The sequence below is a fragment of the Ruegeria sp. HKCCD7559 genome, assembly GCF_013110575.1.
Lineage (GTDB): Bacteria > Pseudomonadota > Alphaproteobacteria > Rhodobacterales > Rhodobacteraceae > Ruegeria.
Genome location: NZ_WVQU01000015.1, coordinates 21,776 through 35,731, shown reverse-complemented (window position 1 = coordinate 35,731; position 13,956 = coordinate 21,776). Strand labels below are relative to the sequence as shown.

Genomic DNA, 13,956 nt, shown 5'->3' with positions numbered 1-13,956 from the left:
ATGAAAAAACCCGTCGCCGTCGCCGGAATCTCCGCCGATGACATGAAAGCTCAGGCCGAACTGTAATCTGATCCTGCCCCCACCCGGGCCGAATACGGTTCGGGTGGGGGCAGGCTTTGCCCAAAAGGCAGCTCAAATATTGCAAAGGAAGTAAGATGCAGGCGTTGAGTGCATCCAACTCGCCGTGGCTTCGGGCACGGTCTTTCGTTCGTTTGAACGGGCACGGTTTCCTTGTTTCCGTGGTTGTCGCCGTCGCAGCGAAGTTCTTGTCCGAACATTATGGTGCCCCGGCGATGCTGATGGCCTTGTTGCTGGGCATCGCGTTCCATTTCCTGGCCGAAGACGATGCCGGCGACTGCAAGGCCGGAATCGAATTTACCGCACGAACGGTTCTTCGTTTTGGCGTTGCGCTGCTTGGGGCGCGTATTTCCGTTGAATTGATGATGAGCCTTGGCGCTGATCTGATTGCCGTTGTGATTGCCGGTGTGATCCTCACGATCCTGTTCGGCCTTCTTGGCGCGCGTCTTCTGGGCCGTGGTTGGCGCTTTGGGGTGCTGACGGGGGGATCGGTGGCGATCTGCGGCGCATCGGCCGCGATGGCCTTGTCGGCCATTCTGCCCAAAAACGAGCATTCGGAGCGGAACTTGGTTTTCACGGTACTGTCGGTTACTGTTCTGTCTACAATCGCGATGATCGCCTACCCGATCCTCACCGAGGCTTTCGAGTTCAACGACGAGGTTTCAGGGGTCTTCCTGGGCGGAACGATCCATGATGTCGCGCAGGTTGTCGGGGCCGGGTTTTCGGTTTCGGACCAAACCGGTGAGGTGGCGACTTTGGTCAAGTTGATCCGTGTCGCCATGCTGGCCCCGGTGGTGCTGGTCATCTCGTTTCTTGTCCGGCGCCATGCGGAGTTCAGCGAGGAAGACGGCAAGCGCCCGCCAATTTTGCCGATGTTTGTCGTTGGCTTTCTGATCTTTGCCGTCCTGAATTCAATGGGCCTGATCCCCGAAGTGGTAGCGTCGGCCATGGCCGATCTCAGCCGGTGGGCGCTGCTGGTGTCGATTGCGGCAGTGGGCATGAAAACGTCGCTCAAGCGGATTCTGGATGTGGGCGGGCAGGCCATCGTCCTGATCGTGGCCGAGACGATCTTTATCGCTGCTCTGGTTTTGGCGGGTGTCTACCTGTTTCATTAGAAGATGGCGGAAATCCAAGTCCAGCACGTGACCGTTCATTGGCCGGTCACGTCATCTCGCACTACATGACCAGCAGGAGGGTATGACCTCATGACGACACAGGTAATCAATCTTTTCGATGAGCCCGCAACGCGCAGCGAAAGGCGTTTGGCCGATCTTCCCGATCGCGTTGTCGCGGGTGATCCGCATCACAAGATTGGAATGCACTTCACCAGCCCGGATGGACAACTGTCTGCCGGGACCTGGACGTCTACGCCGGGCAAATGGCACGCGTTCACGGACAAGGACGAATATTGCTATATCGTCAAAGGCCATTGCGCCCTGATCCACGAAGACGGGACCCGTCAGGATTTTCGCACCGGGGCCAGCTTTTTGATCCCCAATGGCTTTCGCGGCTATTGGGAAGTCGTGGAAGAAACGACCAAGCACTTCGTGATCCGAGATTGCGCGCCCGACGCATGATCCGATCCGTGAATGAACCTGAGGCGGCGTGAACCGGCATGCCTCAGGCGCGTCATTGGCTTTTCAGCGACGGGTCTGGTCAAAGCTGATCGTCAGTTTTTCCGCCGTGGGTATTGACTGGCAGGTCAGGATTTCTCCGGCTTTGATGTCTTTGTCTTCCAGCGCCATGCGCGCCCGCATATGAACTGTGCCGTCGGTCAGTTTGGCCCGGCACGCGCCGCAAACTCCGGATTGGCAGGAATAGGGTGGCTTGAGCCCCGCTGACTGCGCTGCGTGAAGAATGGTCTGTCCCTTGGAGACCGAAATGAGATGTCGGGTGCCTTCCAGCGTCAATTCAGCGCTTGCGTCCACCCCGTCAATACCCGTGTCCAGATCCGGCGCAGCACCATAGCTTTCCATGTGGATGCGGTTCTGGGGAACATCAATGGACATCAAGGCCGATTTGACGGCCTGGTTCATATCGCCCGGACCACAGATATAGTACCGCGCGTCCTGGGCGTAAGGTGGATACTCGGCGATCAACGCTTCGATGGCGGCCTTGTCGATTGTACCTTGCCGCCAGTACTCGGCGTTGGACCACCAGCCGGGTTTCGAAAAGACATGGTTGATTGTAAAACGTTCGGGATGCGCTTGCTGAAGCACGCTCAGTTCGTGCTGCAACAGGATGCTCTTGGCGTTTGTGTTGCCGTACACCAGATGCGCGACTGAATGGGGCTCGGCTGTCAAAACCGAGTTCAGCATTGCAAAGAGCGGAGTAATTCCAGAGCCCGCGCCAAAAAAGTAATGGGTGCGCCGCGCCGTTTCGTCGGGGTCCAGGCAGAAACTGCCAAATGGCGGCATGACGTCAATGGTTTGCCCTTCCTGAACAGTGTCGTTGATGAAGTTGCTGACACGGCCACCCTTGACCCGTTTGACGGTGATGCGAAGCGGGTCCCCGGAGTAAGGCGAACTGGAGATCGAATAGCTTCGACGGTGCTCTTCGCCATCAATATTGAAACGAACGGACACGTGTTGGCCCGGCCTCCAGGCGAATATGTCCATCAGGTGGTCAGGGACATCGAACATAACGGTCTTTGCCACGCCATCCGGCTCGACTCTGGTCCCGCAAACGCGCAATGGGAAAAAATCACGCGAGTTCATTTCCCTTCCCCCAACCATTGCAGAACAACTTTCTGGTGCGCGATGACGGGACTTTCACCGTTTGCCGCCGGACCTGCTTCAAAATACGGAGAATGCAGGGATTTCTGCTGTTGCTCGCACGCGTAGATGTCTTCGCCGGTAAAGTCACCGGCAACCATCGGGTCATCTTCGCCCATCGCGTCATTGGCTTCGTATTTCCCAGCTATTCCAAACTTGGACCAGAAAGAGGACGACTTCATCGACTGTTTGGTGAATTCCCATTCCGAGCTGTTGGACACCCGCCCGCGGTTGTGAACTCGTGTCAGTTCCGGGCCAAGGGGTTCGACAATGAAGATATTCCAGCCGTCTTCCGAAGCGGCCAGACCAATCCCCGGGAACAGCATCGGCACCCAGGCGCCGTTCATGTCTTTGGGGATGACGCGCGGGGCGGTCAGTTTGCTGTCCTGATCTTCAAGAAACTCCGCCACGGGCGGCTCCCAAAACATGTAATGAGCTCCTTCCCAGTGGAATTCGGCGGATTTGTGGTCATACATCTGCAGCGTATTCGAATGCAGATGGCTCAGGTGGTAAACGTCGATGTAATTTTCGACGACAACCTTCCAGTTGGCCTTTATCTCATAGCTGGTGTTCAGGTCTTCGTACTCGATCAGCTCTTCCGGTACGTGCGGGCCGATATGGGGTTCGACGGGGCCGAACCATTCGGCGATGGAAGGCGCGTCGGGGTCTGGGTGGACGAAAATCATCGATTTCCAGATATCGACCTTGGCGGGTTTCAGGCCAAGGCAGGACTTGTCGACCTTGCCAAATTCCTCGTGTTCATCCGGCACCGAAATCAGATTGCCTTCAAGATCGTAGGTCCAATCGTGATAAGGACAGGTCAATGCTTTTTGCGTTTTGCCAACCGCGCGGATCAATTGGGTTCCGCGGTGGCGGCAGATGTTATGGAAGGCGCGCAGGCGACGATCGCGCCCCATGATCACGAATATATTGTTGAGTCCGGCCTGCAAGGCGATGAACTGGCCGGGTTCACTGACATCCTCCATAAAACCGGCGTAGCGCCAGGTTTTGGAGAAGATTTCGCGCATTTCCCGGTCGAACCAATCCTGGCTCGTGTAAGCTTCGACCGGCAAAAGGTGCAGCATGGGTTTCATTTGAGCCTCTTGTGAAAGAGTTTTCAAAACGTCCGAGGGTGAAAGTCGATAGCGGTCATCGACAGGCTAAGTGCGATCCAGGCAAGTTGGACCAGCCAAAACAGGATGGGATCCTCATCCCGGGATACGTTGGTTAAAAGCAAAGAGTGCCCGGAATGAAAACTCGGGATTGTCCAGAACATGAAAAGAATCCCCCACAACGTCTGACAGCCAAGCGCCGTCGCGACCATGAGCGCAGCGAAAGCGATGCACCATCCAGGCCAGATTTCGCAACACATCTGATCAGAGCCTGCATGATCTGCTCATGACGTTCTTCACGATTTGTGGGGCGCCGATCATGTTATTTCCAGTATTTCAGCTTCAGGTTTGCGGTTACGCCGGTGCCGACGGTGACAGCGGCATTCGCGAATTCCGGCGGCAGACCGTTCTGCCCCATACCGCCAAAGCCGTACCCTTCGGTTGGGACATCTTTTTCGGTATCCAGGTTGCTGTTGCTGTTCTCGTCGTGAATCCCGGCAATCGCATAGGTGCCAGGCGGGAGATTGTGAAAGGTGACCGAAGCCAAGCCTTTGACAGCAGGAACGGAAGCCAAGGCCGCCGCGTTCGTCATGTCCATGGCCTTAAAAGACTTTGCGTCATCGAACACGGCAATGATCAAATCACCCTCTGCATTGCGCACGCCCTGCACCGTTGCAGTGAGAGTTTGTGCGGATGCCCCGAGGGTTGAAGCTAGTGTCATCACAGATGCGACGACCAGTTTGCTTATCGGCATGATGTATCCTTTACTGTCGATATTGACAGTAAATAGGAAGGATGCAATTAGCTGTCAACAGTGACAAGCATTCACCCGATTTTCCTGAGGGTGTTTTTTTGCATTGAACCAAGCACGAGGTATCGGCCCAACGCGGACAAGGATCGGAGAAAAGGAAAAAAATATCCTAAGGCGGCTTTCCAAAGCTACTCGGGCAAGACTTGCCTCATGTAGAGATGACGCATGACCATTGGCGTCAGGTACATCGGGATTTGATACGCCCCGATGAAGACCATGATGGGTGCGGTGACCTCGGGCGGCAAAGCAACGAAGAAAATCGCGATGTTTCTGTTTCCCGCGATCAGAGAGACAGCGGTTGCTCTGGCTGCCGGCAGACGTCCACGGGTCATGCGGAACGAAAGGAATTGTGCTCCGAAATTGGCCAGACAGGCGAGCGCGATCCAGAAAGCGGCGACGGCCGGGCTTTTCAGCGCAGTGGTGCTGACGGAAGGCATCAGGCCGATGACAAAAACGGCCAAGGTGATTGTGCCCAACCCTTCCAGATTCACCAATGTGGAGCGTGATGGTGAACGCAACCAGACGCGCCGGACAACAATGGCGGCGCCGGTTGTGCAGAGTATCGTCAACAGCAGTTGCAACCCGGCCAGCAGAACAGAGTGAATGCCGCCCAGTTCTGGCATGAGCAGGAACACCGGAAACGCTGTCAATGGCAGCAGGGCGGTCCCAACCACCATCATTCGCATCGCGTGTTCAGGTGGGTAGCCCATCATCAAACACATGTTGGGACTGCCGGAAATCGAGGGCGCAGCCGCCATGATGAGCAGGGACAGAAGCACCGGCGTTCCGGTCCATCCCCCGACAAATCCAATAGCCAGAATGATCAGCGGCATCACGAATTGAAACCCGATGACGGTGAACGCGACCTTGTGCAGATCGCTCAACGATCCAAGAATGGTTTCGGGGTCCATTCTCAGGACGGTGACGAACAGCAACAACACGACCAGGGGCGGCAGCAGGCCTCGCATGGGCTCGGCCAAACCCGGCAATAAAAGACCCGCCGCCAATCCGGCGACCAGAACACGGGGCCCGTGACGGGCCGCCAGATGGAGCAGGTTCAAGGCCGTTTTACCCGCCCGGGCTCTGACGCAAATTCTCGGGCAGCCAGGTGGCGAGGTCGGGGAACCAGATGAGGATGAAGACCATCAGCACCATGATCAGGAACATCGGTATCGCTGCGCGTGCGATATAGCTCATCTCATGGTTGGTCATGCCCTGCATCACGAACAGGTTGAACCCGATCGGAGGTGTGATCTGCGCCATTTCAACAACGACCACGATGAAGATGCCGAACCAGATCAGGTCAATGCCAGCATCGCGGATCATTGGTTCCACCACGGCCATGGTCAACACGACGGAAGAAATCCCGTCAAGAAAACAGCCCAGAATGATGTAGAACACCAGCAGGACCATCAGCAGTTCGAAACGGGTCAGTTCCCAACCTGCAATCAGATCGGCCAGCCCGCGCGGCAGGCCGGTGAAGCCCATGGACAGTGACAGGAAAGCAGCGCCAGCAAGGATCAGGGCAATCATCGCGCTGGTTCGCGTGGCCCCCATCAGGCTTTCAGTGAATGTCTTCCAGTTCAACGACCCCTGGCCTGCCGCAAGCAACAGGCCGCCGATCACCCCGAAAGCCGCAGCTTCGGTCGCAGTGGCATAGCCCAGATACATTGAGCCGATGACGACCGTGATCAGAAGGATCACAGGCAACAAAAAGCGGGAATTTCTGACTTTCTCGGAGAAGCTCAGCTTGCCCTCGACATCCGGGGTCCAATCTTTGCCCAACTTGGAATAGATCGCAACATAACCCATGAACATCGCTGCCAGCACCAAACCGGGAAGGATGCCGGCAAAGAACAGCTTGGTGATCGATTCATTGATCGTCACCCCATAGACGATCAGGGTTAGGGACGGCGGGATCATCAGCCCCAGAGTGGCCGCGCCGGTCAGAGTACCGATGATCATCCGTTCGGGGTAATTGCGCTTGCGCAGTTCGGGGATCGACATCTTGCCGACGGTGGTCAGCGTTGCCGCCGACGAACCTGAGACTGCCGCGAAGACGGTACAACCCACGATATTGGTATGCACCAAACCGCCGGGCAGGGGTGCCATCCAAGGGGACAGCCCTTTGAACATGTCTTCGGATAATCGCGTGCGGTACAGGATTTCGCCCATCCAGATGAACATGGGCAAGGCGGTCAGGGTCCACGACGACGACGCCGACCAGATGGTTGTGATCATCACGTCGCCCACGGGGCGTGTCGTGAACAGCTCCATCCCGACCCAGGCGACCCCCATCAGGGCCAGGCCAACCCAGACACCGGTACCGAGCAACGTGAACAGAACAAAAAGGAAAAGGATGATGACAGACAGGTTTTCCATGCGTCTATTCTCCGTGGCTCTGGTCGGCCAGATCGCGGACAATGCGATGGTCACCTTTGAACAGGACGTGGATCAGGTGATCCGTCAGCGCGATGGCCAGGATGACGGCTCCGATCAGCATCGCGGATTGCGGAATCCACAGCGCGGTTCTGTCCTGACCCTGGCTGATGTCGTTGAACTTCCAGCTCCAATAGACGAAGCGATAGGCATACCAGCAGAAATACCACATGACGGCTGTGCCGATGGTGAAACACCAGATTTCAAGGACACGCCGCACGCTGTCCGGCACCGCGTTCAGAAGGATCGAAACCCGAATGTGGCTGCCCCGATTCAACGCATTGGCAAAGGCCAGAAAAGATGCCGCCGCCATTGCATAGCCGGCATAGTCGGGCGCTCCGGGAAATACCTCACCGGTCCAGCGGGCCAGCATCTGCACGACGATCAGCAAAAGAATGGCAATCAGGCTGACCGCCGCCATTACCCCCGCTGCCAGATAGATGAAATCCAGAACGGACCGAAGCCCCCGCAATACCGCCATGGCGTCCCCGCTTTGTTATGATTGGATGGAAAACAGGCGACGCAATGCAACGCCGCCTGCCTCGAATGGTTACTGAGAGGCGTTGAACGCGTCGACGATGGCTTTGCCTTCGTCGCCGGCGGCCTCCAGCCATTCATTGGTCATGGTCACACCAATCTCTTTCAGCTCATTCGTCATCTGCTCGGATGCCGGACCGACGGTCATGCCACCATCACGCAGACCTTGCAGAGTAAAGCCGGTGTATTCCTTGGCGCGCCAGTTGCCCGCGTATTCCGCCAGCTCTGCGCAGGCCTTGATGACGTTCTTGTTGGCGTCGGACACGCCCGACCAGACATCCGAATTCACCATCACGTAGTTGCGCGGCAACCAGGCATCGACTTCGTAGAAATAGTTCAGGCTTTCCCAGACCTTGCGGTCGTACCCGGTCGATCCCGAAGACACCATCGACTCGGCGACACCCGTCGCAAAAGCCTGACTGATTTCCGCCGCTTCGATCGTTACCGGCAACATGCCCGTCAACTCGGCTAGTCGCGAAGTCGCGTTGTTGTACGAACGGAACTTGATGCCCTTCATATCGGCGACCGAGTTCACCTCATTCTTGAAATACAGTCCCTGCGGCGGCCACGGTACAGCATAAAGCAGCGTCAGGTTCTGTTCGGCCAGTACCTTTTCAATTGACGGTTTTGCCGCTTCCCAAAGCTTGGCGCTGTCATCGAACGAGGTTGCAAGGAACGGTATCGAATCGAAACCGAACAACGCGTTCTCATTCTGGTGGCCAGACAGAAGGCGTTCGCCAATCGGGGCTTGCCCGGTCTGGATTGCGCGTTTGATATCGGCACCTTTGAACAACGAGCCGGATGGATGCGTAACGATTTCGATCTCACCGCCGGTTCCGGTCGTTACACATTTGGCGAATTCCGCTCCGGTGGCCGAATGGAAGTTCGACGCCGAATAGGCCATCGGCATGTCCCATTTTTCGGCCATGGCCGGTGCTGCCGCGGCAGCAGTCAAAGCGGTTGCCGCCAGTAGGTTTGTCAGTTTTTTCATCGTTTTCTCCCTATCGAGTTTTGAAATACCGATGTTCTTCATCGGTCTGTTCTTATGTTGCAAAGCGCGACGGCGCGTAGACGCTTATGTCGGTGTTCGGTGTTCTGCCCGCGATCATCTGCGCCAGAAGCCGTCCGGTCTTTGGCCCGCCTGTCAGGCCGATGTGATGATGACCAAAGCCCATATAGGCCCCTTTGATACCGGGCACGTCACCGATGATCGGGATCGAGTCAGCCGGGGCCGGCCTGTGCCCCATCCATTCCACTTCCTCCTTCCATGTTATGCCCGGAAACGCGGCCCGGGCATTTCTTCGCATCAATTCAAACGGCGCGCGCGAGGGCGGTGCGTCCAGCCCTCCGAACTCCACAATACCCGCCAAGCGTATGCGCCCATCCATGGGCGTGGCAACAAACTTGCCCGAAGCCACCATGACCGGGCTGCGGGGCATGGCAGAAGGTGCCACCAATTCAAGATGATAACCGCGCTCGCTTTCAAGAGGAACAGAAACCCCCAGTCGCTTGGCCAGTGGCCCGGACCAGACTCCAGCCGTGACAATGGCGGTGTCGCAAGCGATTGTCTCACCATCCGCGCGCACGCCGGTAACGCGGCCGTTGTCGCGGGTGACGTCCTCGACATTGGCGCGGATGATCCGGCCTCCGCCGGCCTCGACATGGGCGGCCAGGTCTTTCACGTACCGCCCGGGATCGGTGATATGACCGTGGTTTGACAGCTTGGCAGCGAAACCGATATCCGGGCTGAACACGGGGTCATAGTCGTGAAACGCCTTGCCCTCCAGTTCTTGCCAATCAAAGCCGTTCTTCCGACGGACTCCCCAGCCCAAAGCATCTTGTTCAAAATGAGCCCGGTTCTCGTAGAGAAACAGATAGTCGCTGGGCACGATCCACTTTTCAGCACGTGTGCCTGCCGCCAAGGCCTTGTGATCATTCAGGCTGTCGCCGACGATCGGTGTCAGCGCCGCCGCGATCCGTTCAACGTCTGCCACGTTCGCGTGGCTCAGATATTGCCGGAGCCATGGGAGCAACTTCGGTAAATATCCCCATTTCAAAAACAGCGGCTGCGAGGAGCTCAGCAGCATTTTGGGTGCTTTGCCAAGCAGTCCGGGAACCGTCACAGGTATGATGGAACAGGACGCCAGCACACCGCCATTGCCATGAGACGTGCCTTCACCCGGTCCGGCCTTGTCGAACAGGATCACGTCGTGCCCGTCCCGTTGCAGCCAGACCGCGGCCGAAACGCCGACTATACCGGCGCCGATGATGGCTATGGTTTTCTTTTCACTCATTCTGAAACCGCCTTGGCCACTGCATAATGGTTCAGCTTTGCCAGCTCGGGCTTGCCGCCAAGTCCCGGGCTTTCGGGCACGCAGACCTGTCCGCCTCTGATCCGGAAGGGTTCTTCCAGAATGTCCTCTTTCAGGAAATAGGACGCCTGATAAAACTCGCAGCCCAATGTGATCTCGGGTGTCGCGGCAATCAGATGGGTGCCCGCAAGATGGGCCAAACCGGCCTCGAACATGTCCCCGCCATACGCAGTCAGACCGTGCGCCGCCGCGATGCGGGCGACCGTTTGCCCGCGGGTCAGTCCGCCAGACTTCATTATTTTCACCGAGACACCATCGCAAATGCTTTCACGCGCGGCGCGTTCCATATCTTCGGGACCAAAGACGCTTTCATCGGCGAGAAGGGGAACATCGGTCATATGCCGTAGCTTCGCCATCATGCCGAAGTGATGGGCGCGAACCGGCTGTTCGATGAAATCAGGATTGAACCGGGCCACGTCCCGCACCCGCGTCGGAGCCTCCTCGATGCTCAGCCCCTGATTATAGTCCACGCGGACCGAGAATTCAGGGCAGTTCTGCGCAAGGTACTCCAACCGCATGATGTCAAAGGCGTGATCCTTGAACCCGGTCTTGAGTTTGACAATCCGCACGCCGTCCTCTCGCAACCGCGCCAACAGGTCTATGTCCTGAGAGAAGTCCGGGTTGGCGATGGAACAGCTGAGCGGAATGGTGCCGCGGCAACGACCGCCCAGCAAAGACCAGACCGGGATGCCGCTGATACGGCCGGCCAGATCCAGCAGAGCGGTTTCCAGCGCGGCCTTGGCCTCGGTGCAATGCGCCACGGCATAGGCGGCGCGTGCCATGATGGCCGATCGGTCACTTACGCTGGCGCCAAGAACTAGGGGTCGCAAGTATCGGTCCAGCGCCGCAAAAGTCGCCTCCGGGGTGCCGGTGAACACCGACCATGGTGACGCTTCGCCGAATCCCTGTGTGCCATCCTCGGAGGTCAGTCGCAGTATGACGACTTCGCAAACGCCTTCGACGGATCCTATACCGTGATCCCGGCGGGACGTGACCGGAAGCTTCAGGTGCCAGAGGTCGTAACCGATGATGTTTTGTGCCAGATCGCTCATTCCGCCCCCTGTGGATGAGCGGAAGCCTGCCTTGACGGGCATATCATTTCAAATACTATATCTTCGACAGTTCATCAGAAAAAATGATGTGATTACCGATGTCCCTGCGCTTTCGCCAGCTTCAAGCGTTTCACGCCATCATGGAAACCGGAACCGTAACCGGTGCGGCGTCGGTACTTGGGATATCCCAGCCTGGTATCAGCAATCTGTTGGCTCAGTTGGAACGCGAAGCGCGACTGCCTCTGTTCGAGCGCAACAAGGGCCGTTTGCTGCCCACCCCCGAAGCCGAGCTGCTGTTCCGCGAAGTCGACACGGTCGTGCGCGGGCTGGATCACGTGGCGCAGGCCGTGACGGATTTGCAGAACAAACATCCCGGTCAATTGCAGGTTGCGGCACCGCATCTTCTGTCATTTGGTTTCATGCCGCGCGAGATCGCTCGTTTTGCCAAAAGCCGCCCCAACCTGTCCGTCAGTTTCCAGTCGCAGTATTCATCCAAAATTCAGGAATGGGTGATTTCAGGCCTGTTTGAAATCGGCATCGTCGAGATGCCGATCCTGCACGACACTCTGAATTATCAGGTGTTTCAGTTCGAAACGCTTGCGACTTTTCCAGAAAACAGCCCCTTGGCGGATTATGACGTTCTGACACCGGAAATACTGGAAAACGAGCCCTTCATCGTGATGGGTCCGGAACACCAAACCCACCGTCGAACCCGTGACATCTTTCAGGCATCCGGGCGCACGTGGCGGACACAGATTCACACGCACCTGTCTGAGAACCTGCTGAGTTTTGTGAAACAGGGCATGGGGGTTGCGATGATCGATCCCTTTACCGTGACGTTCGATGGTGAGAGCGGGTACCAGACCCGCCCGTTCAGGCCATCCGTCATGCTGGATCTTGCAATCATCACCGCAAAGGGGCGCCCCCTGTCCACGATTGCGCAGGAATTTCTGGCCCAGCTGACCCCGTCGATTGCCTCTTACGCAACCCATTCCGACACAGGTGCAGCGGCCTTGTGAAGCTGTTGCGAATGGATGTCGACCAATGTGGGGCCGTCATGTTCGACGGCCTGTTTCAGCACCTTTGGCAAGTCCTCAGGGTCTTTGACCGTCCATGATTTCACTCCGAAGGCGGCTGCGACGGCGGCGTGGTCGGTCCGGTTGAAATCGACGTTGTAATAGCGTTGATCAAACCCAGCGTCCTGACCCGCCTTGATCCATCCGAAGACCGAGTTCGAGAAAACGATCGAGGTGATCGGCATTTTGTGCCGGACCATCGTTTCAAATTCACCGCAGGTGAACCCAAACGAACCATCGCCCATGACGGCAAGGGTCTTGACCGAGGGCCGCCCGACATGTGCACCCATGGCCGCCCCCAGAGAATAGCCCAGTGCTCCATGTGCGCGATTTGTGATGAAATGCCGCCCGGGCTGCCGCCAACGGTAATGCGCGCTGAAATAGGGGCAGGGGGTGCCGGGATCAGCGACCACTATCGCATCGTCGTCCAGAATGTCCATCAGGGACGCCATGACAGCCTCGGGCCGTATTGGCGTTTCCCGACTTGCAGCCAAGGGGGCAAATGCCGCCGCCTTGGCCGCCCATGCGGCGCGGGCCTTGGTTGCTCCGTCTTGTCCGTTCAGGTCTTGCCGGTCCTCCAGCGCTCGGGCCAATGCCTCCAGCGCGAGGCGGGCGTCAGCACAGATCGCCACTTCGGTCTGATAGTTTGCGCCGATCACCATGGGGTCGCTGTCGATGTGAATGATCGTGGCGTTGCGCCCGGGGCTTCTCCACCGTTCGGTCGTGACCGAACCGGCGCGGCACCCGATGAACAGGACGACATCAGCCTGATCCACCACGGCGCGTGTCGCGGGGATGCCGCCGTTCGATCCGACGACACCCAGGGCCAGAGGATCGGTTTCGGCGATGGACCCTTGGCCTGAAACGGTTGTGGCGACGGGCATGTCCAACAGACCGGCGACGCGGCGCAACGCATCGGTCGCGCCGGACAGAACCGGGCCGCCGCCACAGACCGCGACGGCGGATGTGGCCCGGGCAAGAATGGCTGCGGCCGCTTCGATGGCATCCGGATCTGGGGCAGCCCGTTCGGCGGGATAGCTGCGATGCCGGTCGTCGGCCCAGATTTCCGCTTCGTCCACCTGTGCCTTCTGCGTATCAAACGGCAGTGCCAGATGGGTCGCGCCGGGTGTTCCCGTTGTCATCGCCCGGAACGCCGCACGAACTATGGCCGGAAGCCGGGCGGCATCATCCAGAGACGCGTTCCACTTCGTCAGCGGGCGGAACAACGCCGGCTGATCCAGTTCTGTCAGAGGGTATTTCCCGCGGCTGGTCGTCGCCACATCAGAGGTGATCGCCAGGATTGGAACCGAACTTTCATTGGCCTCGACCACACCCGGCAGAATGTAGGTCGCGCCACCGCCGGAAGGGCCTTCGCAAACGCCGGGCCTGCCTGTCACGCGTGCATAGCCATCCGCCATGTAGGCGGCGTGCCGTTCGTCGCGGGTCAGAATGTGCTGAATGCCGTGATCCATTCGGGCGAGCGCGTCATAGAACGGCAAGGTGGTATCGCCGCACAGGCCGAACATATGCGTCACGCCATGCGCCTCGAGCATACGCACCATCGCCTCGGCTCCGGTCAGGTAATTCGTCCCTGTCATGGTTCGCGATTCCTTCGAGTTATAATTGTACACATAACTGTATACAGGCTTGCATATTGATTTCAAGAATTGAGTGTGGCACCTGTGAATCAACGGAAGAAGGGCAT

General features: G+C 57.8%; 13 protein-coding genes. 3 read left to right on the top strand and 10 right to left on the bottom strand.

Annotated elements, in window-relative coordinates:
- Positions 1-155 precede the first annotated feature (155 nt).
- Positions 156-1,193, top strand: a complete 1,038-nt coding sequence (locus tag GS605_RS20595; protein ID WP_171172696.1) for a YeiH family protein — start codon at positions 156-158, stop codon at positions 1,191-1,193.
- Positions 1,194-1,283: 90 nt separating this feature from the next.
- Positions 1,284-1,655, top strand: coding sequence for a cupin domain-containing protein (locus GS605_RS20590; protein ID WP_171617662.1), 372 nt, complete (start codon positions 1,284-1,286; stop codon positions 1,653-1,655).
- A gap of 63 nt (positions 1,656-1,718) precedes the next feature.
- Here GS605_RS20590 and GS605_RS20585 read toward each other — a convergent pair whose 3' ends face one another.
- The 9 genes from GS605_RS20585 to GS605_RS20545 form a co-directional block, all read right to left on the bottom strand.
- Positions 1,719-2,795 (bottom strand): 2Fe-2S iron-sulfur cluster-binding protein, encoded by a 1,077-nt coding sequence (locus GS605_RS20585; RefSeq protein ID WP_171638556.1) that lies wholly within the window; start codon positions 2,793-2,795, stop codon positions 1,719-1,721.
- Complete coding sequence (locus GS605_RS20580; protein ID WP_171725164.1) at positions 2,792-3,946, bottom strand: SRPBCC family protein; 1,155 nt, start codon at positions 3,944-3,946, stop codon at positions 2,792-2,794. The genes GS605_RS20585 and GS605_RS20580 overlap by 4 nt, the downstream gene beginning before the upstream one ends.
- 340 nt (positions 3,947-4,286) lie before the next feature.
- Positions 4,287-4,718, bottom strand: coding sequence for a DUF2141 domain-containing protein (locus GS605_RS20575; RefSeq protein ID WP_171638546.1), 432 nt, complete (start codon positions 4,716-4,718; stop codon positions 4,287-4,289).
- 185 nt (positions 4,719-4,903) lie between these two features.
- Entirely contained in the window at positions 4,904-5,836 is a 933-nt protein-coding gene (locus GS605_RS20570; RefSeq protein WP_171638544.1) for a hypothetical protein, read from the bottom strand.
- A 7-nt stretch (positions 5,837-5,843) separates the two neighbouring features.
- The gene (locus tag GS605_RS20565) at positions 5,844-7,157 is read right to left on the bottom strand and encodes a TRAP transporter large permease (RefSeq protein WP_152460436.1); all 1,314 of its coding nucleotides are present in this window, start codon (positions 7,155-7,157) and stop codon (positions 5,844-5,846) included.
- 4 nt (positions 7,158-7,161) lie between these two features.
- Entirely contained in the window at positions 7,162-7,695 is a 534-nt protein-coding gene (locus tag GS605_RS20560) for a TRAP transporter small permease (protein WP_171638543.1), read from the bottom strand.
- A 69-nt stretch (positions 7,696-7,764) separates the two neighbouring features.
- Complete coding sequence (locus GS605_RS20555; protein ID WP_171725163.1) at positions 7,765-8,742, bottom strand: TRAP transporter substrate-binding protein; 978 nt, start codon at positions 8,740-8,742, stop codon at positions 7,765-7,767.
- A gap of 52 nt (positions 8,743-8,794) precedes the next feature.
- Complete coding sequence (locus GS605_RS20550; protein ID WP_171725162.1) at positions 8,795-10,045, bottom strand: FAD-binding oxidoreductase; 1,251 nt, start codon at positions 10,043-10,045, stop codon at positions 8,795-8,797.
- A complete protein-coding gene (locus GS605_RS20545; RefSeq protein ID WP_171725161.1) occupies positions 10,042-11,175 on the bottom strand; it encodes an enolase C-terminal domain-like protein in 1,134 nt (377 codons plus the stop codon). The genes GS605_RS20550 and GS605_RS20545 overlap by 4 nt, the downstream gene beginning before the upstream one ends.
- A gap of 98 nt (positions 11,176-11,273) precedes the next feature.
- Between GS605_RS20545 and GS605_RS20540 the strand changes: the two genes are divergently transcribed.
- Positions 11,274-12,194: a LysR family transcriptional regulator gene (locus GS605_RS20540; RefSeq protein ID WP_171638519.1), complete on the top strand. Its 921-nt coding sequence runs from the start codon at positions 11,274-11,276 to the stop codon at positions 12,192-12,194.
- Here GS605_RS20540 and GS605_RS20535 read toward each other — a convergent pair.
- Entirely contained in the window at positions 12,155-13,849 is a 1,695-nt protein-coding gene (locus tag GS605_RS20535) for a thiamine pyrophosphate-binding protein (protein ID WP_171725160.1), read from the bottom strand. The two genes, GS605_RS20540 and GS605_RS20535, sit on opposite strands and share 40 nt — an antisense overlap.
- Positions 13,850-13,956: the final 107 nt, after the last annotated feature.